General features: G+C 63.3%; 15 protein-coding genes. 12 read left to right on the top strand and 3 right to left on the bottom strand.

Features of this window, described 5'->3' with window-relative positions:
• Positions 1-939, bottom strand: a complete 939-nt coding sequence (gene lipA / locus AAC645_RS01305) for a lipoyl synthase (RefSeq protein WP_340313249.1) — start codon at positions 937-939, stop codon at positions 1-3.
• Between the two features lie 66 nt (positions 940-1,005).
• Between lipA and AAC645_RS01300 the strand changes: the two genes are divergently transcribed.
• Positions 1,006-1,638, top strand: a complete 633-nt coding sequence (locus tag AAC645_RS01300; protein ID WP_340313248.1) for a carbonic anhydrase — start codon at positions 1,006-1,008, stop codon at positions 1,636-1,638.
• A gap of 68 nt (positions 1,639-1,706) precedes the next feature.
• On the top strand, positions 1,707-2,114 hold the full coding sequence (locus AAC645_RS01295; protein WP_340313246.1) for a hypothetical protein: 408 nt from the start codon (positions 1,707-1,709) through the stop codon (positions 2,112-2,114).
• A 91-nt stretch (positions 2,115-2,205) separates the two neighbouring features.
• Here the strand turns inward: AAC645_RS01295 and ettA are convergent, their stop codons facing one another.
• On the bottom strand, positions 2,206-3,885 hold the full coding sequence (gene ettA / locus AAC645_RS01290) for an energy-dependent translational throttle protein EttA (RefSeq protein ID WP_340313244.1): 1,680 nt from the start codon (positions 3,883-3,885) through the stop codon (positions 2,206-2,208).
• A gap of 104 nt (positions 3,886-3,989) precedes the next feature.
• On the opposite strand from ettA, the gene AAC645_RS01285 reads away from it, so the two are divergent.
• Positions 3,990-5,381, top strand: coding sequence for a M28 family peptidase (locus tag AAC645_RS01285; protein WP_340313243.1), 1,392 nt, complete (start codon positions 3,990-3,992; stop codon positions 5,379-5,381).
• 143 nt (positions 5,382-5,524) lie between these two features.
• Here AAC645_RS01285 and AAC645_RS01280 read toward each other — a convergent pair whose 3' ends face one another.
• On the bottom strand, positions 5,525-6,862 hold the full coding sequence (locus tag AAC645_RS01280) for a DNA recombination protein RmuC (RefSeq protein WP_340313242.1): 1,338 nt from the start codon (positions 6,860-6,862) through the stop codon (positions 5,525-5,527).
• Positions 6,863-6,989: 127 nt separating this feature from the next.
• Here AAC645_RS01280 and AAC645_RS01275 point away from each other — a divergent pair, with 127 nt between their 5' ends.
• The 9 genes from AAC645_RS01275 (at position 6,990) to AAC645_RS01235 (ending at position 21,546) form a co-directional block, all read left to right on the top strand.
• Complete coding sequence (locus AAC645_RS01275; RefSeq protein ID WP_340313241.1) at positions 6,990-9,017, top strand: adenylate/guanylate cyclase domain-containing protein; 2,028 nt, start codon at positions 6,990-6,992, stop codon at positions 9,015-9,017.
• The gene (locus AAC645_RS01270; RefSeq protein ID WP_340313240.1) at positions 9,001-9,756 is read left to right on the top strand and encodes a hypothetical protein; all 756 of its coding nucleotides are present in this window, start codon (positions 9,001-9,003) and stop codon (positions 9,754-9,756) included. The genes AAC645_RS01275 and AAC645_RS01270 overlap by 17 nt, the downstream gene beginning before the upstream one ends.
• A 140-nt stretch (positions 9,757-9,896) precedes the next feature.
• Positions 9,897-11,231 carry a glycosyltransferase family 92 protein gene (locus AAC645_RS01265; protein ID WP_340313239.1) on the top strand — a complete coding sequence of 445 codons (1,335 nt, stop codon included), beginning with the start codon at positions 9,897-9,899 and terminating at the stop codon, positions 11,229-11,231.
• A gap of 39 nt (positions 11,232-11,270) precedes the next feature.
• Positions 11,271-12,803 (top strand): cysteine--tRNA ligase, encoded by a 1,533-nt coding sequence (gene cysS / locus AAC645_RS01260; RefSeq protein ID WP_340313238.1) that lies wholly within the window; start codon positions 11,271-11,273, stop codon positions 12,801-12,803.
• 127 nt (positions 12,804-12,930) lie between these two features.
• Positions 12,931-14,580, top strand: coding sequence for an acetolactate synthase large subunit (locus AAC645_RS01255; RefSeq protein ID WP_340313237.1), 1,650 nt, complete (start codon positions 12,931-12,933; stop codon positions 14,578-14,580).
• A gap of 99 nt (positions 14,581-14,679) precedes the next feature.
• Positions 14,680-16,116, top strand: coding sequence for an aldehyde dehydrogenase family protein (locus AAC645_RS01250; RefSeq protein WP_340313236.1), 1,437 nt, complete (start codon positions 14,680-14,682; stop codon positions 16,114-16,116).
• A gap of 116 nt (positions 16,117-16,232) precedes the next feature.
• Positions 16,233-17,636 carry a multiheme c-type cytochrome gene (locus tag AAC645_RS01245; protein WP_340313234.1) on the top strand — a complete coding sequence of 468 codons (1,404 nt, stop codon included), beginning with the start codon at positions 16,233-16,235 and terminating at the stop codon, positions 17,634-17,636.
• Positions 17,633-19,636 (top strand): GlcG/HbpS family heme-binding protein, encoded by a 2,004-nt coding sequence (locus AAC645_RS01240; RefSeq protein ID WP_340313233.1) that lies wholly within the window; start codon positions 17,633-17,635, stop codon positions 19,634-19,636. Before AAC645_RS01245 ends, AAC645_RS01240 begins: the two co-directional genes overlap by 4 nt.
• Positions 19,636-21,546, top strand: a complete 1,911-nt coding sequence (locus tag AAC645_RS01235; protein ID WP_340313232.1) for a hypothetical protein — start codon at positions 19,636-19,638, stop codon at positions 21,544-21,546. Before AAC645_RS01240 ends, AAC645_RS01235 begins: the two co-directional genes overlap by 1 nt.
• Positions 21,547-21,568: the final 22 nt, after the last annotated feature.

Below are 21,568 nucleotides of genomic sequence, written 5' to 3'. Positions count from 1 at the left end.
TCAGGCGACCGAGACGGGTGCCTTGCGCGCCAGTTCGGCATTGCGCGCATCGCGCAGCTTCACGAAATCGTCACCGGCATGATAGCTCGACCGGGTGAGCGGGGACGCAGCGACCAGCAGGAAACCCTTCGCACGTGCAATCGCAGCATAAGCGTCGAATGTCTTGGGCGGCACGAAGTCGATCACCTTGGCGTGCTTGGGAGTAGGCTGGAGATATTGGCCCATCGTCAGGAAGTCGATCCCGGCCGAACGCATGTCGTCCATCACCTGATGGACCTCGAGCCGCTCCTCACCGAGACCGACCATGATCCCGGATTTGGTGAAGATCGTCGGATCGAGCCGCTTGACCGTCTCCAGCAGGCGCAGCGACGCATAATAGCGCGCACCGGGACGAATCGTCGGATAAAGCCTCGGTACCGTCTCCAGGTTGTGGTTGTAGACGTCGGGGCGTGCGGCAACGATGGCTTCGATTGCCGCATCCGCCTTGTTGCGAAAATCAGGCGTCAGGATCTCGATCGTGGTGGTCGGCGTCGTGCGGCGCAGCGCCTCTATCACCTTGACGAACTGCGATGCGCCACCATCGGCCAGATCGTCGCGATCCACCGACGTGACGACGATATGTTCGAGGCCAAGTTCGGCGGCCGCATCTGCGACATGCTGCGGTTCGGACAGGTCGACCGCCCGCGGCATGCCGGTCTTGACGTTGCAGAAGGCGCAGGCCCGGGTGCACGTGTCCCCCAGGATCATCACCGTCGCGTGCTTCTTGGTCCAGCATTCGCCGATATTGGGGCACGCCGCCTCCTCGCATACGGTCGCGAGATTGAGGCGGCGCATCAGCGCCTTGGTATCGTTGAAGGTCTTGCCCATTGGCGCCTTCACGCGGATCCAATCGGGCTTGCGGGGCCGCAGCGCGGCTGGGTTCGGGAGGGCGTCGCTCATGGCAAGCCAGATAAGCCATGTGCCGCCCACTTGCCAGCCCCCGCGACCATCATTAGGGCGCAGCCCATGACCGACTTTGCAGCACTCATCGATGGTTACCGCCGCTTCAAGGAAAATGGCTGGCAGCAGCAGCGCGCGCGCTGGAGCGAACTGGCCGAGGCGCAGAACCCCAAGCTGATGGTAATCGCCTGCTCGGATAGCCGGGTCGATCCGGCGATCATTTTCGACACTTCACCGGGCGAGCTGTTCATGGTGCGCAATGTCGCCAACATGGTGCCGCCGTTCGAAACCACGCCCGGACGCCACGGCGTCTCCGCAGCCCTGGAGTTCGCGGTGACGCAGCTCGAAATCCCGGAGATCGTCGTGCTGGGCCACCAGAGCTGCGGCGGCTGCGCGGCGGCGCTCACCCAGCGGTTCGAGCATAGTGCCCCCGGCGAAGGCGGCTTCATCGCCGAATGGATGTCGCTGCTCGACGAAGCTCGCGAGCGCGTCGTCGCCGAACATGGGCATGGCGAGGAAGCCGTCCGCGCGATGGAGTTCGAGTCCGTCAAGGTATCGATCGCGAATCTTCGCACTTTCCCTTGCGTCCCGATCCGCGAACGCGCCGGCAAACTGCGCATCCACGGCGCCTATTTCGCCGTCGCCACTGGGCAGTTGCACCTCCTCGACGAGCAGCGCGGCACTTTCTCGCCGGCATAGGGCGGCCGCCTTCGGGAACGCGCCCGGGCATCGATCGTTTTGGCTCCGTAGTATCAAAGGAGCTTAGCATGTTCGCCCGTTCCATCCTCGCCATCACTGCGCTGATCGCGGTCGCTCCGCTCGGCGCGCAGTTGAGTAACAAGAGTGATGCGGCCCATCAGGCTGCCGACGCCCGCGAAGTTCCCCAGACCAAGGCGTTGAACAATCAGGTCGGCACCGCGGTGACGCAGGCCCAGTCGGCTGTGGCGGCGCAGAACGATGCCAATCAGGCGCAATATGAGGCCGACAAGGCGGCTTATCAGCAGGCGCTGCGGGACCATCATCGCGAGGTTCTCTCGACCGATGCGACCTTTATCCGCCAGCAGGAAGCCTATGCGATGGCGATGCGCGACTGGCGAGCGCAAGTTGCCGAATGCAAGAAGGGCTACAAAAGCGCGTGCGACCTGCCCACGCCCGACCCAATGAAGTATATGTAAGCTGGACGACTTAACCGTCATTCCGGCGGAGGCCGGAACGACGGTTAGGGCAACAAACCGACGCAGGGCACGGTGCCCGCGCGGCGGACGTTTACCGGGTCAGTTTCTTGTAGGTGCCCGCGCTCGCACGATCGGCGGCGTCGCCGAGGCGGCGACGCTTGTCTTCCTCATAGCTCTCGAAATTGCCTTCGAACCACTCGACATGGCCGTTGCCCTCGAACGCCAGGATGTGCGTCGCAAGCCGATCGAGGAAGAAGCGATCGTGGCTGATCACCACCGCGCAGCCCGCGAAATTCTCGAGGGCATCCTCGAGGGCGCGCAGCGTCTCGACGTCGAGATCGTTGGTCGGTTCGTCGAGCAGCAGCACGTTGCCGCCCTTGCGGAGCATCTTCGCCATGTGGACGCGATTGCGTTCGCCGCCCGAGAGCTGGCCGACCTTCTTCTGCTGGTCGGGGCCCTTGAAATTGAACGCCCCGACATAGGCGCGCGTCGACATCTCGAACTTGCCGACCGTCATGATGTCATGGCCCTCCGAGACTTCCTCCCAGACGTTCTTCTTGGGATCGAGCGCGTCGCGGCTCTGGTCGACGAAGCCGAGTTTGACGGTCGGTCCGATGTCGATGGAGCCCGAATCAGGGGTTTCCTGCCCGGTAATCATACGGAACAGCGTGGTTTTGCCCGCGCCGTTGGGGCCGATCACGCCGACGATGCCGCCGGGTGGCAGGGTGAAGTCGAGCCCCTTGATCAGTTCCTTGTCGCCGTAACTCTTGGTCAGGCCCTGGGCCTCGATAACCTTGCCGCCGAGCCGCTCGGGGGTTTGAATCACGATCTGCGACTTGCCGGGTGCGCGGTTGTTCTGCTTTTCGACCAGTTCGTCGAACGCACGGATACGCGCCTTGGACTTGGTCTGGCGCGCCTTGGGGCTCTGCCGGATCCACTCCAGCTCTTCCTTGATCGCCTTCTGGCGGCCGGCGTCCTCGCGCTCCTCCTGCTCCATCCGCTTCGACTTCGAGTCGAGCCAGGAGGAATAATTGCCTTCATAGGGAATGCCGCGCCCGCGATCGAGCTCGAGCACCCAGCCCACGACATTGTCGAGGAAGTATCGGTCGTGGGTGACGAGGATGACGTTGCCGGCATAATCGATCAGATGCTGTTCGAGCCAGGCGACGCTCTCGGCGTCGAGATGGTTGGTCGGCTCGTCGAGCAGCAGGATATCGGGCTTTTCGAGCAGCAGGCGGCACAGCGCCACGCGGCGCCTCTCACCACCCGACAGATCGGTCACCGGCAGATCGCCGGGCGGGCAGCGTAGCGCTTCCATCGCGATTTCGAGCTGGTTGTCGAGCGTCCAGCCATCGGCCGCGTCGATCTTTTCCTGAAGGACGCCCATTTCCTCCATCAGCGCGTCGAAATCGGTGTCGTCCTTGGGATCGCCCATTTCGGCCGAAATCGCATTGAAGCGATCGATCATGTCGGCGACCGGACGAACGCCGTCCATCACGTTCTGCTTGACCGTCTTGGACGGGTCGAGTTGCGGCTCCTGCGCCAGATAGCCCACCGTCAGGCCCTCGGCAGCCCACGCCTCGCCGACATATTCGGTGTCCATGCCGGCCATGACCTTCATCAAGGTCGACTTGCCGGCACCGTTGACGCCAATGATCGCGATCTTGGTACCTGGCAGGAACTGCAGGTGGATGTTGTTGAATAGCGGCTTGTTCGCACCGGGGAAGGTCTTGGTGAGACCCTTCATGACGAAACTATATTGCACGGCCATCGGGCGCGGACCTCATGGGATGATCAAAGCTGGAAATGTGCCGCCGCCACTAACCGACGGCTGGGCAATTGGCAAATGGCGAGCCGCTGGCTAGCTTCAAGATCATGACGCAATTATCCAAGATCGCGGGCCTTGCCCTGGGCGCCGCCTCCATCACCCTCGCTTTACCTCTTTCCGCGGAGACAACCCCGGAGCAGACCGCCCAACTCCGCGACGCCGCGCTTGGCGACAGTCTGGCGTGGGAGATCACCGAGGGCCTCACGACCGAGATCGGCCAGCGCAAGGCCGGCAGCGAAGCCGAAGCTCGCGCCCGTGACTGGGCGGTGGCGAAGCTCAAGGCGCTGGGCTTCTCCAATGTGCGGATCGAAGGGTTCGAGGTTCCTTATTGGGAGCGCGGCGAGGCGAGCGCGGAAATCGTCGCGCCATACCCTCAATCGCTGACTCTCGCGGCACTCGGCAACAGCGCCGCGACGCCCCCCAAGGGGTTGAGAGCCGAGGTGATCGGCTTCGACAGCCTCGCCGCGCTGGAGGCCGCCGATCCGGCAAGCGTAAAAGGCAAGATCGTGTTCGTTACCCATCGGATGGCGCCGGCGCAGGACGGCTCGCCTTATGGACCGGTGGGTGCGATCCGCCGCACCGGCCCGTCGATCGCTTCCAAGCTCGGCGCTGCAGCGATCCTGATCCGCTCGATCGGCACCGACAAGCACCGCAACCCGCATGTCGGCACGCAGGACTGGGCTGACGGCGCGAGGCCCATCCCGGCGCTGGCGCTCGCGAACCCAGATGCCGATCAACTCGAACGCATCCTTCGACGCGGCAAGCCGGTCTCGATCCTGCTGAAGGCCACGTCGAAAATGGATGGCAAGCGCGCGTCAGGCAATGTCATCGCGGAAATCCCCGGCCGCGATCCTGCCGCCGGCATCGTGGTGGTCGGCGGCCATCTCGATAGCTGGGATCTCGGCACCGGCGCAATCGACGATGCCTCGGGCGTCGCGATTACCACCGCCGCGGCCAAGCGGATCATGGACGCAGGACAGCCGCTGCGGACGATCAGGCTTGTCTGGTTCGGCTCGGAAGAGATCGGCATATTCGGCGGTATCGACTATCGCACCAGGCATATGGGCGAGAAGCACCATGTCCTCGCCGAATCGGATTTCGGCGCCGATCGCGTGTGGCGCTTCCAGACCTCGATCGCGGACGCCGCGCTGCCGCGGATGAAGCCGCTCGCCGAAGCCCTCGCGCCGCTCGGCATCGTCCAGGGTGGCAAGAATGGCGACGCCGGCGGGTCGGACATTTCCGCGATCCAGAAGGACGGCATGCCGGTGATCGCGATGGGCCAGGACGGCACGCGCTACTTCGACATCCACCACACGCCCGACGACACGCTCGACAAGATCGATCCCGTCCAGTTGCGCCAGAATGTCGCGGCATGGACGGCGCTGCTCGACGTGGTGGCGAACGATCCGGTGGATTATGGACCGGTGACGAAGCGGTAGTAGGCATAGCCGCTCATCGTCATCCCGGTCCTCTTACGGTCATCCCGGCGGAGGCCGGGATCTCGATCGCGGTTCGCGACGTCAACTCCGTCCCTGACGACCGAGACCCCGGCCTCCGCCGGGGTGACGGATCAAACAAATCCTTAAATCGCCAGGCTCTTCCCCGCCGCTTCCGGCGCGACCAACATCTCCACCACCGGCTCGCTCGCACGCGTTTCGACCGCGGGCAACTCGTCGATCTCCTTGCCGCCGGTCTCGATGTTGAGGTCGCGGAACTTGCGGCCGGTTACCAGCACGCGTCCCTCGAAGCTCGACACGAATTTGTTGTAGTTCTCGACAGCGCTGTTGAGGCCGCCGCCGACGCGCTTAAGGTGGGTCGCCGCGACCGATAGCCGCTCGAACATCTCCTTGCCGAGCTGGCCGATCTGCCGGGCTTCGTCGGCCATCTTCTCCTGCCGCCAGACGCTCGCCACGGTTCGAGCCAGCGCGACCAGGTTGATCGGCGTCGCGATCAGCACGCGGCGTTCATGCGCCCAGTCCCACAGTTCGGCATCCTGCTCCATCGCCGCCGACAGGAAATGCTCGCCCGGGATATACATGACGACATAATCGGCGGCGTCGCCGAAGCGGTCCCAATAGCTTTTCTGGCCAAGCTGGGTCGCGTGCGTCCGCAAGGCCGCCGCATGCGCCTTCAGGAAGGTCAGGCGAAGCGCCTCGTCGACCTGTTCGCTGGCATCCATATAGGCGTTGAACGAGCATTTCGCGTCGATGATCAGCTTGCGCCCGCCCGGCAGGCGCACAACCACGTCCGGCCGCAACCGCCCGTCCTCGGTGTCCACCGAAACCTCGGTCGCGAAGTCGGCATAAGGCGAAAGCCCGGCCTGTTCGAGCACGTTGCGCAGCGACTGCTCGCCCCAGCGTCCACGCGCCTTGGGGCTGGCGCGCAGCGCGTTGACCAGCTTGGCGGCCTCGTCGCGGACCTGCCCCTGCCCGACCCGGACCTGATCGACCGCCTCGCGCAGGCCTGCATAGCTGTCGACGCGATCCTTCTCGACCCGCTGCAATCCCTCCTCATAGCGCTTGAGCGTCGATTCGACCGGCGTCAGCAACGCCTTGAGCTGAGCTTCGCTCTTCTCGCCGGCCTGATGGAAGCGCTGGTCGGCGCGTTCGAGGAACTGGCGCTGGGCCGCATCGAGCAGTTTTCCGCCGACTTCGGCAAACTGGGCCGACAGTTGCTCCTTCGCCTCCTGGAGTGCACGCAACTGCGCCTCGAATGCCTCGGTCCGCGCCTGCCGCTCGGCGACGAGCCCGGATCGCTCGTTTTCGGAGCGGTTGAGCGCATCGCGCGCCGTTTCGAGCATCCTGCGCAGGTCTGCGGCTTCGGCGGTGCCGCCGGCCTGCATCCGCCCGCGCGCCAACCATCCCAGCGCGAGCCCCAGGAGCAGACAGAGTGGAAGTGCGAGCGCAGCTATCGATGACATCGAGTAAATCCCTGGAACAGATAGCGAACCGTGCCGTGCCTCAGCTGCGAATGCAAGCGCAACTCGGCGCTTCCCATATCCGGCGCAGCCTCTAATATCGAGCCGGGGTTGCGTCAGGGGGATGGGGATGCCGGACAGCGTCGGGGGTGCGTCAATGGCGGCGCGCTGGCACAGGTTTTGGCCGGCGCTGCGCAAGCTGCTCAAGCAGATTGGCACGACCCGCCTCGTCGTCACCGCCATCTTCCTGATCCTTGGCCTGGCGTTCGCGCGCTATAGCTGGAACATGATATTGGCCAAGGACGCCGAACGCGCGCTGTTCGACGTTCGCCTGCTGCTCGCGTCGCCGCGCGTCGAAACCGACCCGCGCATCGCGATGGTGACCTTCACCGAAGACACGCTCCGCCTGACCGGACGTCGTTCGCCGCTCGACCGCTCCATGCTCGCCAAGGGCCTGCTCGCACTCGACAAGATGGAGCCCAAGGCGATCGGCATCGATATTCTCGTCGATCAACCGACGCCCGAGGACCAGGTGCTGATCGACGCCTTCAGGACGATGAAAACGCCCACCTATCTGGGCTTCGCATCGAACGCGACCAACAAGACCTTCATGACGCTCGATCAGGAAACCTTCCTGCGCGACTTCCTGAAGCAGACGAAGCCCGGCAACGTCCACCCAACCAGCATCCGCCTGCTCGCCGATGATGACGGAGTGATGCGCAGCTGGCCGAACCAGCCCCGCGAACTGCCGCCGCTGATGGCCAATTCGCTGACCGGCGGCTTCGAACGCTTCCGCGACTATACCGGATCGATCCGCTACCGATTGCCGAAGTTCGAGGATCGGCCGGTGTTCGACAAGTTCCCGATCGAGGTGATCGCCAATCCCGATCTGCTCGAGGCTTTCAAGCCGCAGATCCAGGGCCGCTACATCATGATCGGCGGCGACATTCCCGATGTCGACCAGTTCATCACTCCCGCCTCGCGCATCCAGAAGGGCGAGACGACGATAGGCCTGGAAATTCACGCCACACTGCTGGCGCAGATGCTCGACAATATCACGCCGAACAAGATCCCGGCGTGGGGCATCTGGCTGATCGCGATTGGCGTGGTGATGCTGGGCGCGCTGACCGCAGTCTCCAACATGAAGATCTGGAAGCTGAGCCTGGTGCTGCTCATCCAGGCGGCGGGCGTGGTTGCGGTGCCGTTCATATGGCAGTTCAACAATGTCGACACCCAGGGGTTGCCGGTGTTCGGCTGGCTGATCGGCTGGGTCTTCGCCTATTCCGCGGTGGGCACGGCGGCCCGCGGCATAGGCTCGGAGCAGCGCAACTTCGCGGCGTCGGCGCTCGGCAAATATCTGCCGCGCGACATCGCCGCCGACATCATGAAAAATCCCGAACGGCTCCAGCTCCATGGCGAGAAGCGCGAGATTTTCGCCCTGTTCAGCGATCTCGAGGGCTTCACCAAGCTCAGCCACCAGATCGAGCCGGAAATGGTCGCCTTCCTGCTCAACCGGTATCTCGACGTGCTGTCGGAGACAGTCCTGGAATATGGCGGAACGATCGACAAGTTCGTCGGCGATGCGATCGTCGCCTTCTGGGGCGCGCCGATCAGCCGGCCAGACGACGCCGACCGGGCCGTTAAATGCGCGATTGCGATGTATGAGGCGGGCGAGCAGTTCCGCCGCGATGCGCCTGAAGGCGTACCGCCGATCGGCGTCACGCGAGTCGGTGTCCATCGCGGAGAAGCGATCGTCGGCAATTTCGGCGGCGAAGGCCGTATCCAGTACACCGCACTTGGCGACTCGATGAACACCGCGTCACGGCTGGAAGGTGCGAACAAGTATCTCAAGACCAAGACCCTGGTCAGCGACACCGTGGTCGAGAAGTCGACAATGGCGTATTTCAGGCCGATGGGGCGCATCGCGGTGTCGGGTCGGTCGACGCCGATGATCATATTCGAACCGGTTCCGCATTTTTCCGAGGAAGCTGTGCAACAGTTCACAGATGCGCTGCGTAGATTCGACGATGGTGATGTCACCGTATTGGCCGAGTTCGAGCAAATGGCCGCGATGAATCCGGATGATAATGCGCTCACCAATCTGGTAGAGCGGCTTCGTAAGGTTGGACCGGGAGGTTATAGTGCTCTGGATAAATAAAAATCGGCCGCACGCTGCAGTCGCGGCACTGATGGGCCTGATGCTGGCTGGAACCGCCGTCGCGGCGCCGCTGGTGGTGCGATCGGCGGGGCCGTCCGCCAAGCTGTACCCGGCGGGCAAGGCGATCCCGGACAGTGCCAAGATCGTGCTGAAGGCCGGCGATTCGATCGTCCTGCTCGACGGCAAGGGCACGCGCACGCTGAGTGGCCCCGGCACTTTCAGCGCAACCGCAACTGCAACGGCGGCGGCTACCACCGGCTCCACGCTCAATGCGCTGGTCTCCGGCGGCGGCGAGCGGCGCGCCCGGATCGGGGCCGTGCGCAGCGTCAGCGGCGCCGACAAGACCGGCGGTCGCAACCCGAACGTCTGGTATGTGGATCTCACGCGCAGTTCGAATATGTGCGTCGCCGATACTTCGACCGTGACGGTTTGGCGGCACGATGCCGAGAAGCCGGCGACCATAACCGTCTCGGGCGCAGGCGCGTCCGGCACGATCGATCTCGCTGCCGGCCAGTCGGCAGCACTGTGGCCAACGAGCGTCCCTGTTACCGACGGCGGCCAGTACAAGCTGAGTTGGGAGGGCGCGAAAGCGCCGACATCGCTCAAGTTCGTCGTGGTGAAGCCGACCACCGCCGGGCTCGAGGATATGGCCCAGTCGCTGATCAAGGCCGGCTGCAACGCACAGCTGGATCTGCTGATCCAGACCGTTGCCTTGCCGGATGGCAATCCGAAGGGCTGATCCACCCCGCAGTGGAGGAGATGAAAACCGGCGGGGCAACCTGCCGGTTTTCCGTGAAATCGCCGAGCGAGCTGTTTATGCAGGGTTACGGAATCGGCGACATAGCCAAGCCTTCGTAATCAACGGATGTCCCGAGCCCCATGCCGACCGAAAAGCGTTTCTTCCTTACAATGACGGTGATTGTTAAGGACGAAGGCCCTTACCTCGCGGAGTGGATCGAATATCATCTCCTGCAGGGAGTCGAGCACGTCTATGTGTACGACAATGGCAGCAATGACAGGCCTTGGGAACTGCTCGCCGACTATCTGACTCAAGGCCGTGCGACGTTGATCCATTGGCCAGAGCATCCGGGGCAATTATCGGCCTATAATCACGCCATCCGTATCTTCGGCCGCGACAGTGAATGGATGGCGGTCATCGACGTCGACGAATTCATCCAACCCCCCGCCAACTGTAACATCCCTGATGTACTCCGTGCACTCGAGCCCGACGTCGATCAGTTGCTGTTGCCGTGGGTCCATTTCGGAAGCTCTGGCCATGAGACCAAGCCTGAAGGTCTGGTCATTGAGAATTTTGTCCACCGCAGTGCGGAGCCCCATACTCAGACGAAGTTCGTGGTCCGACCAGAGGCGACGCGCTTCGTCGGCGTTCACCATTGCCAGACGCGTGCCGGACGCACCGTTGACAGCGCCGGACAACCTGCGTTCGAACGGTGGATCCAGCCCCAGCCAATCGCCGCCACCATGAGGATCAACCATTACTTCACCAAGTCGCGTGCCGAATTCGCGACAAAAATCGCGCGAGGCCAGTCCGATGGCGGCAGTGGCAAGAGTCTTGCGGACTTCGATCGGTTCGAAACACCGGTCCATGATGACAGCCTCGCTGCCATGGGAACCAGGGTCCGGCAGGCGCTGACCGTCACGGCCGCCCGACGCGGTCGCTTATCCGTTCATGCGCCATGGTCCGCGCAGTCCGAACTGACACCGAGCGATGTCTGGCAGAAGACAACCAGCCGGTTGTGGACAACCGCGCGCAAGGCACTGCTCGCCGAGGACGGCCATCTTGACATTGGACCAAGCCACGCGGCGTTGAACGGCGTAGCCTGTACTGCAGAACTCGCAAAACAGACGGTGGAAGAGCTTTGCCGTGGAATCACGGTAACACCGATTGCCGATCTGACTCGCTGGGGAATACCATTCGAACGCAGTCTCGAGTGTCCCTACGCACTGGGTCGGCCGTTCATAATCTGGCACGGACAGAGCGCGCAGAATACAACGCTGATCATTGTAGTCGATGGCACCGATGCAGGTGGCAAGCCTTGGCGAGCAGAACGTCGTCTGGCGATTGACCCCGGCGGGAGCTTCGCCGCCCTCGTCCTCTCCGAGCGAACGATGATCGTCGAGCAGATCGAGATAGAGCAAGCCGAACCAGCCGCGATCGAATGCCAATTCGCAGCGATTTTCAGTTTCGTCTGACCACTTGTCCTTTGCGCCACACTTCGGGATAGGAGCCGCATGACCGACACCGCTCCCTCCGGCGCCCCGCTGATGCTGTTCGACAGCCTGACCCGCGCGGTGCGCGCGTTCGAGCCGATCGATCCCGCCATGGTCCGGCTCTACAGCTGCGGGCCGACCGTCTATAACTTCGCGCATCTCGGCAATCTGCGCGCCTATGTGTTCACCGACACCCTGCGCCGCACGCTCAACTGGAAGGGCTGGCCGGTCAATCATGTCATCAACATCACCGATGTCGGCCATCTGACCTCGGATGCCGACGAAGGCGATGACAAGATGGAGGCCGCCGCCGCGCGCGCGGCCAAGACGATCTGGGAAATCGCGGCCTTCTATACCGATGCATTCAAGGCGGATCTGAAGGCGCTCAACATCATGGCGCCGACGCTGTGGAGCGTGGCCACCGATCATATCCAGGACATGATCGCCTTCGCCCGCGATATCGAGGACGCCGGAGCGAGCTATGAACTCGACAGCGGTCTCTACTTCGACACCTCCAAGGTGCCAGATTACGGCCGCCTCGCCGGCGCCCGTCCCGACGAAACCATCGGTCGCATCGTCGAGGTCGAGGGCAAGCGCAATTCGGCCGATTTCGCGCTGTGGCGGCGATCGGCGCAGGGCGAGCAGCGCCAGATGGAATGGCTGTCGCCCTGGGGCCCCGGCGCGCCGGGCTGGCATCTCGAATGCTCGGTTATGAGCATGAAATATCTGGGCACCCAGTTCGATATCCACACTGGCGGCATCGATCACCGCGAGATCCATCATTGCAACGAGATCGCCCAGAACCAGGCGTTCACCGGCACCGACCGGAGCGGCGCTAATTTCTGGATGCACAACAACTTCCTGGTGGATCGCGGCGGCAAGATGTCGAAATCCAAGGGTGGCTTCGCGACGCTTGCCAGCGTCGTCGAGAAGGGCGTGCATCCCCTCGCCTATCGGCTGCTCTGCCTGTCCGCGCATTATCGGTCGGAACTGGAGTTCTCGGCAGAAGCGCTGGCGGCGGCGTTGACCCGGCTGACCCGGCTGATCATCGCGACCGAGCAGTTGCGTAGCCAGGCAGGCACGCCCGACTGGCTAAGGCTGATCGACGAGGCCGGCGCGAGCAAGGGCGCTTCGGCGACCTATCAGCGCTCGGTCATAGAAGCCGGACTCGGTGCACAGGCACAGGCGCTGCTGGCGCAGTTCGACACGGCGCTTTCGAACGACCTGATGGTGCCGCAGGCCCTGCCACTGCTCGAGCAGGCGCTCGCCGACAAGAGCATCGCGGTGGACGAGAAGCTGCGCGTCATCGCGAGCATGGACATGGCGTTGGGGCTGGCGCTGCTAACCACCGCGCGAATCGACCTCCGGCTGCGCCCGGCGGATGCGAAAATCGACGAAGCCGCCATCGAACTCCGCATCGCGGCGCGGCAGCAGGCGCGTGCTGCGAAGGACTATGCTGCATCGGACAGGATCCGCGACGAGCTGGCAGAATGTGGCGTTGCAGTAATGGATGGGGCCGGTGCGATGCACTGGGACTGGATTCTCGATCTCTGAAACAATCGTGCGGAATCAATCCGCAACAGATTGTAAAAAACCCTGTTCCCCGTCGCCGAAATGACATAGCAATCGCCGATCTTGCGGAACCGCAACAGGGGCGCGGCGCAAAATGGGGGAGCATAGCATGGCGACCAAAGCATCCGATTTGTTCATCCAGTGCCTGGAGGAAGAAGGCTGCGAATATATCTTCGGCGTTCCCGGCGAAGAAAACCTCGACATGCTCGACAGCTTGTCCCGATCCAACAAGATCAAGCTGATCCTGACCCGCCACGAGCAGGGCGCCGGCTTCATGGCTGCCACCTACGGCCGCCATACCGGCAAGACCGGCGTCTGCATGGCGACGCTCGGCCCAGGCGCCACCAATTTCGTCACTGCGGCCGCCTATGCCTTCCTGGGTGGCATGCCGATCCTGATGGTGACCGGGCAGAAGCCGATCAAGAAATCCAAGCAGGGCCGCTTCCAGATCCTCGACGTCGTCGACATGATGCGCCCGATAACCAAATACACCCACCAGCTGGCCTCGTCGGATAACATCCCGAGCCGCGTGCGCGAAGCCTTCCGCCTCGCCGAGGAAGAGAAGCCGGGTGCGACGCATATCGAGTTCCCCGAGGACATTGCCGACGAGCACACCGACAGCGTCCCGCTGAAGCGCAGCCTGGTCCGCCGCCCGACGGCGGACCCCAAATCGGTTCGCGCTGCGGTCAAGAAGATCGAAGCCGCCAAGTCACCGGTCCTCGTGATCGGCGCCGGCGCCAACCGCACGATGACGAGCCGCATGCTGCTCCAGTTCATCGAGAAGACCGGCATCCCCTTCGTCACCACCCAGCTGGGCAAGGGCACGATCGACGAGACTCATCCGAAGTTCCTCGGCTGCGCCGCGTTGTCGGCCGGCGACTTCGTCCACCGCTCGATCGAGCATGCCGACCTGATCATCAATGTCGGCCATGATGTGATCGAAAAGCCGCCTTTCTTCATGAAGCAGGGCGGCTGCGAGGTAATCCACGTCAGCACCAACACCGCGTCGGTCGATCCGGTATATTTCCCGCACATCGAGGTGATCGGCGACATCGCGAATGCGGTCTGGCAGATCAAGGAAGACATCGTGCCATCGGGCGCGTGGAACTTCGACTTCATGACCAAGGCGCGTCAGGCCGAGGTCGACCATACCGCATCGCTCGATAAGGATGCGCGCTTCCCGATCTTCCCGCCCTTCCTGGTCCGTGAGATCCGCGAAGCAATGCCGCCGAGCGGGATCATCTGCCTCGACAACGGCGTCTACAAGATCTGGTTCGCGCGCAACTACCCGGCGCGTCAGGCGAACACCGTCCTGCTCGACAATGCGCTCGCGACGATGGGCGCCGGCCTGCCGTCGGCGATGGCGTCATCGATGGTATACCCCGATCGCAAGGTCATGGCGATCTGCGGCGATGGCGGCTTCATGATGAACAGCCAGGAGATGGAGACAGCGGTTCGCCTCAAGCTCAACATCACTGTGCTGATCCTCAACGACTCGTCCTACGGCATGATCCGCTGGAAGCAGGCGAACATGGGCTTCGCCGATTGGGGTCTGACCTACGACAACCCCGATTTCGTCAAATATGCCGAAAGCTATGGCGCGATCGGCCATCGGGTCGAGAGTTCGGAGCATCTGACCAAGCTGCTCAAGCATTGCCTCGACACACCGGGCGTTCACCTGATCGACTGCCCTGTCGATTATTCCGAGAACGACCAGATCCTGAACAAGGATATCAAGGATCTCAGCAAGAAGGTTTAGGTCTCTCGTCATCCCCGCGAAGGCGGGGATCCATAACCTCTGGCTTTCGAGCATATGGATCCCCACCATTGCGGGGACGAACAATTGGACGACCCAGCCATGAAACTCCAGGATACCTACCCGCTCTACCTCGCGAACGAGGCGCAGCAGCCGAACACCGACCTGAAGGTGACAGACAAGTTCACCGGCGAGGTGGCTACGCTTGTCGCGCTGGCCGATGCCAAGACGATCGACAAGGGCATCGAATGGGCGGTCAAGGCTGCCGAGCCGATGGCAAAGATGGCGAGCTACGAGCGCCAGGCGGTGCTGCAGCACTGCGTCGATCGCTTCACCGAGCGCAAGGACGAACTGGCCTATGCCCTGTGCATCGAGGCCGGCAAGCCGATCAACGATTCCCGCGGCGAAGTCGGCCGGCTGATCGATACCTTCAGGATCGCAGCCGAGGAATCGGTGCGGATGACCGGTGAGGTTCAGCCGCTCGACATCTCTCCGCGGGCCAAGGGCTATCAGGGCATGTGGAAGCGGGTGCCGATCGGCCCCTGCTCGTTCATTTCGCCGTTCAACTTCCCGCTTAATCTCGCTGCGCACAAGATTGCGCCTGCGATTGCGGTCGGCTGCCCATTCGTGATGAAGCCGGCGAGCCGCACGCCGCTGGGCGCTATCATCATGGGCGAGGTGCTGGCGGAGACGAACCTGCCGAAGGGCGCCTTCTCCATCCTGCCCGCCGCGCGTGACGGCGCGGATCTGTTCACCACCGACGATCGCCTCAAGCTCCTGTCGTTCACCGGCTCCCCCGATGTGGGCTGGGACCTGAAGGCGCGCGCCGGCAAGAAGAAGGTCGTGCTCGAACTCGGCGGCAATGCCGCGGTGGTGATCGACGCCGATGCCGATCTGGACGATGCCGTGGAGCGCACCGTGTTCGGCGCCTTCTATCAATCGGGCCAGTCCTGCATCGGCGTGCAGCGCATCCTCGTCCATGAAGCGGTGTACGACGCTTTCAAGGCGAAGCTGGTCGCGAAGACAAGGACGCTGATCGCGGGCAATCCGCATGACGAAAAGACGTTCGTCGGGCCGATGATCGACGTGAAGGAGGCCCAGCGCCTCGACAACTGGATCCAGGAGGCCGTCGGCAAGGGCGCGACGCTGCTGTGCGGCGGCAATCGCGAGGGCGCCATGCTCGAGGCGACGCTGCTCGAAAATGTCGATCCCGAAACCAAGCTGAACCGCGAAGAGGCTTTCGGGCCCGCGGCCTTCCTGGTCAAGTTCAGCGACTGGCACCAGGCCTTGCGGATCGTGAACGACTCCAAATTCGGTTTGCAGGCCGGCATTTTCACGCGCGACATCTTCAAGATCCTGGATGCGTGGGATGATCTCGATGTGGGCGGCGTCGTCGTCAACGACGTGCCAAGCTACCGGGTCGACAACATGCCTTATGGCGGCGTGAAGGACTCGGGCCTCGGCCGCGAAGGCGTCAAGTTCGCGATGGAAGACATGACCGAGATTCGCAATCTGGTGATTCGCCGCCGAAGCGCTTGATAAGCTTTTGAATGATTGCACTTGCGACGCTAAAGAGAGATACAAAGTCATGATAGCGATGACGCCGGGGCAAGCGTGACGTCGCGAACAGGGGTCGGCATTTAGGGAGCGCCGAATTGGGGGGAAAAGTCTCGGGCGGGCTGTCCTTTGTCTGCGGCATCGTCGGTGCCGCACTCGTCGGCTGTGCCCTCTTCATCCTCGCTTTGACGAGCACTGCCGACCGCGCAGCTGCGTCGTCGGCCTCGGCTGCGTCCGCGAATGCCCATGTCGGGGTCGCCTCCTGTTCTGGTTCGACCTGCCACGGCCGCAGCGAGCCCACCGGCAAGGTCGTCCGCCAGGACGAGATCCTGCATTGGCAGGACGCCTCCAGCCAGGGTGGCGCGCATAGCCGCGCCTTCGCGGTGCTCGGATCGGCGCGCGGCCAGTCGATCGCTGCCAAGCTGGGCCTCGGTTCCGCCACCTCTGCCGGCGAATGCCTGGGCTGCCACGCCGATCCCGCTTATGCTGGCAAGGGTCCCCGCTGGCATGTCGAAGACGGTGTGGGCTGCGAAGGCTGCCACGGTGGTGCGCAGAAGTGGCTGTCGAGTCATTATGCGGTCGGGCAGACACATGCGGCCAATGTCGCCAGAGGCATGTATCCGCTCGATCAGCCGCGCGCGCGCGCCGAGAAATGTCTCGACTGCCACTTCGGCAGCGATCGTCCCGGCCAGTTCGTCTCGCACCGGATCATGGCCGCCGGCCATCCGCGCGTCTCGTTCGAACTCGATCTTTTCTCGGCGCTTCAGCAGCACCATGACGAGGACGCCGACTATATCCAGCGCAAGCGCCGCACCAACAATGTCCAGCTGTGGGCTATGGGGCAGGCAACGGCGGTGAGCCGAGCGACGACCCTGTTCGCTAACCCGCGGCTCGGCACAGAAGGCGTGTTTCCGGAGATCTACTTCTTCGACTGCCAGACCTGCCATCGCCAGATCGTCGACGGACCGGCTGGTCGCGCCACCTGGGTCGCCAATCCAGGCCGACCGATCCCGTCGGGCATGCCTGCGTTCAACGACGAGAATATGATCATGCTCTCGGCCGCGGCGAAGGTCGCCGCGCCGGGTATGGCGGCACGTTTCGACACAGACTCGCGCGCCTTCCACGCTGCACTCGCCAAGGACCGCTCCACTGCGGTGGCCGCGGCCCGCAAGCTGGGCGCGTCCGCGAATGCCCTGGCCGACGCGATCGGCAGCAGCGCGCTGGGCCGAACCGAAACCTTCGCGATCATCGACAGCATCGCCGGCAGCGCGATCTCGCCGCGCTTCACCGATTATGAAGGATCGGCGCAGGCCGTGATGGCGATCGATACCCTGCTCAACGCCCTCGTCCACCAGGGCTATGTCAGCGAAGACAGCGCGCGCAGCGCACGCGGCGCCATCGATCGGGCTTACAAGGCGGTCGGCAACAGCAATGCCTATCGTCCCGCAGAATTCCGGACGGCGCTGAGCCAGGCAGCGGCGTCGATAAGGGCTCTCAAATGACCTTCGCTTCGCGTGCTGTAGCAGTTCTTACCACGATCTCCTTCGTCCTCACCTCCTGCGGTGGCGGTGGGAGCTCGACGCCCTCCACGCCCTCTACACCGTCACAGACTCCTGTTTACGCGGTGCCGGCGCAGGAGTCGCTGACGACCGCCGACGTCCAGAAGATCCTGTCGCAGGCGATCGAGGAAGCTTCTGCGCGCAACAAGCCGGCAGTCATCTCCATCGTCGATCGGGTCGGCAATGTGCTGGCGGTGTTCCAGATGAACGGCGCGCCGACCACGCTGACGATCAAGACGACCAATCGCGCAGTAACGCCGACCGACGTCGAAGGGCTGGTCGTACCGGGCAGTGCGAGCAGCAATCCGCTCGTGGCCGCCGCCATCGCGAAGGCAATTACCGGCGACTATCTGTCCTCGACGGGGAATGCCTTCTCGACGCGCACGGCCAGCTTCATCGTCCAGGAACATTATCCGCCGGGCAACAACATGCTGCCCGGTGGGCCACTGTTCGGCGTGCAGTTCAGCCAGTTGCCCTGTTCGGATTTCAACCAGCGTTACACCACGGCCGGCGGCCCGGCGGCGCTCATCGGGCCAAAGCGCTCGCCCTTGGGCCTCTCGGCCGATCCCGGCGGCTTTCCGATTTACAAGAATGGCGTCGCCGTCGGCGGCATCGGCGTGATGTCCGACGGGCTCTATGGCTTCGACGCCAATGTCGATGATTTTGACAAGGACGACGACGAGATCATCGCGACGGCGGCGCTGAGCGGTTTCGAAGCGCCGGAGGCGATCCGCGGCAACAATATCCAGGCGGTCGTCCAGCTGCGCTACAGCGACGCGTCGCCGAGCGACGTGAAGTCGACCCCGGCCAATGCCCGATCCTTCTCGGCACTGAACGGCACGGTCGGATCGCTCGTCTCGGTCAACGGCTATTATGCCCAAGGCACGACGCCGACGATCCTGGCCGGTACGCCCTACGGCACCGAGGCTTCGGGCGTGAGGGCCGCGACGGCCGCCGAACGTGCATCTGGCGTCGTGATCGACAATGTCGACGCCTTCATCTTCACCGATGGCTCCGGCAAGCCGCGCTACCCGATCCGCGCCGGCACCGACGGCGGCGACAATCCGTCGCCGCTGACAGCGGCCGAAGTCAAAGCGGTGCTGGAGGAAGCCTTCAAGATCATGAGCCGCGCGCGCGCGCAGATCCGGAAGCCGCTGGACAGCCCCGCGCAGGTGACGATGAGCGTCGTGGATACCCATGGCTCGATCCTCGGACAGGACCGGTCGCCCGACGCGCCTATTTTCGGCAGCGATGTGTCGATCCAGAAGGCGCGCACCGCGACCTTCTTCTCGGGATCGCATGCCGCCGCCGATCTGCTCGGCAACCCCTCACCCGATGTCCAGTCCTTCGTCCAGAAGGTCCGCACCTTCCTCAACGATCCGACCGCGCTGACCGGCAAGTTTGCGTTTGCCGACCGATCCGGCGGCAATTTGTCGCGACCGTTCTTCCCGGACGGCCAGACCGACCAGCCCAACGGGCCGCTGTCGCGACCGTTCAGCCAGTGGAGCCCCTTCTCGACCGGCCTGCAGAGCGCCCTGATCCTCAACAATCTCGCCGAGCATCTCGGCTTTGTGCTGGGCGCATCGGCCAACGACACCCGCCAACGCTGCACCTTCACCCCGGACGTCGCGGGCAAGGCGCAGAACCGCCTGCAGAACGGCATTCAGATCTTCCCCGGATCCGTGCCGATCTATCGTGGAAACACGCTCGTCGGCGGCTTGGGCGTTTCCGGTGACGGCATCGACCAGGACGACATGATCTCGTTCCTCGGCCTTTACAATGGCGGCGTCCGGGTCGGATCGATCGCCCACGCGCCGGCGGCGATACGCGCCGATCAGATCGTTGTGCCGGTCGGTCCGCAAGGAACGAGGCTGCGCTTTGTAAACTGCCCGTTCGCGCCGTTCCTCGATACGTCCGAACAAGTCGTCTGCGACGGCAAATAATGGCAGCCGCGCTCTCCTCCCTGCTCCTGCACGCGGTTGCCCTCGCATCCGCCGCGCCGGACGATGCTGCGGCGCCTGCGCCGGAGCCGGTAGCGATCGACGCCGCAAGCGATCCGAGTGTGCTGGCCGTGCCCGCCACGGCGCCCGCCGCCACCGTCGAGGATAGTTCGATCGATGGCCGTCGCCGACCCGGCTATGTCGAGAAGCTGCCGGCACCGGTGGTGCAGAACAATGTCGGTGCTGTCTCCGCACCGCCGCCGGAGGCCTTCCCGACCGACGAGTTCCCGATCCCCGATCGCTGGCGGCTCGCCAAGGCGCTGTGCCCGGACAAGAATTTCGTCGGCCTGCAGAATGTCTGCCACTCGCAGTTCGATCCCTATCACCAGAACAGCCTGAAGGCCGATCGGCCGATCCAACTCGACAAGAAGCCGTTCTTCCTGCCCATCACGGGTGACGACTGGTTCTTCGCGCTGAACGCGATTTCGGACACGATCCTGGAGCCGCGCTCCTTCCCGACACCCGTGGCGGACCAGACCAGCGACTATCCCGGCGCGATCGGCCAGTTCGGCCGCGAGCGCAGCCTTGTCGCCGCGCAGACCTTCATTCTCGGCGCGGGACTGACCAAGGGCTCGACCGCCTACAAGCCGCCGGATGTCGAGTACAAGATCGCGCTGGCTTATAACGTGAACTATGTAAACGTGGAGGAACGTCGTGTCCTCAACGTTCGCTCGACCAAACCAAGCCATCGCACCGATGCCTTCCTGGGCGTACAGGAATTCTTCGTCGACAAGCATATGGGCAACCGCTCGGATCGCTTCGATTTCGACTCGTTGCGTATCGGCATCCAGCCTTTTCAGGCCGATTTTCGTGGTTTTCTCTTCCAGGATAATCAGCTGGGCATCCGCTGGTTCGGCAACCGCGACAATAATCGTTACCAATATAATATCGAGCTGATTTGGCGCCTCGATAAGGACACCAACAGCGGGCTGAACGACGTCACCCGAAAGCCGCGCGACGATTATATCTTCCACACAAATGTGTTCGTACAGGATTTCCCGCTACCGGGCCTGACGTCGCTCGCCTCCTTCACCGCGAACATCAATCGTGAGAAGGAGCGCGAGTTCGACCATAATGGCTTCCCGGTGCGCCCTGCCCTGCTGGGCGACCAGCGGCCTCGCGAATATGACGCCTTCTATCTCGGCTACAGCCTCGATGGACGCATCAAGCGCTTCAACATCTCGTCGAGCTTCTATGGTGTGTTCGGGGAGGACCGGAACAGCTTCTTCACGTCCAAACCCGCCAAGATCCGCGCATTTTTTGGTGCGGCTGAACTCAGCTATGACATCGACTGGGTACGGGTGAAGCTGTCCGGCCTCTATGCCAGCGGGGACAGCAAGGCGAAGGACAACAAGGAAACCGGCTTCGACGCCATTTTCGAGAACCCCATCTTCGCCGGCGCCGACACCAGCTACTATATCCGCCAGGGGGTTCCCTTCGCAGGTGGCGGCGTCAACGTCGCGCTCAGCCAGCGCAACGGCATATTAAACGATCTGCGCACGTCGAAGGAGGAGGGCCAGTCCAACTTCAACAATCCGGGCACGATGCTGCTCGGCGTCGGCGCCGACTTCGACATCCTGCCGCAACTGCGCCTGTCGACCAACATCAACCATCTCTGGTTCGCGAATACCGCGGTGCTGCGCGAACTGCGCAACGAGGGCAGCATTCCCAAGTCGCTGGGTTGGGACCTGTCGAGCGCGCTGATCTGGCGGCCGAGCATGGTGCAGAACGCCATCGTCCGGCTGTCGGGCGCGGTGCTCGATCCCGGCAAGGGCTTTGCCGATCTTGTTACGAATTCTCGCGGTGACGACCGATATTATTCGGTGCTGTTCAACGTGATCTTGACCTACTGAGGATGTCGATGGGGGCTTTGGG

Origin of the sequence: Rhizorhabdus argentea (assembly GCF_037861105.1) — a bacterium.
GTDB classification, from domain to species: Bacteria; Pseudomonadota; Alphaproteobacteria; order Sphingomonadales; family Sphingomonadaceae; genus Rhizorhabdus; species Rhizorhabdus argentea.
This window is presented reverse-complemented; position numbering and strand designations above follow the sequence as displayed.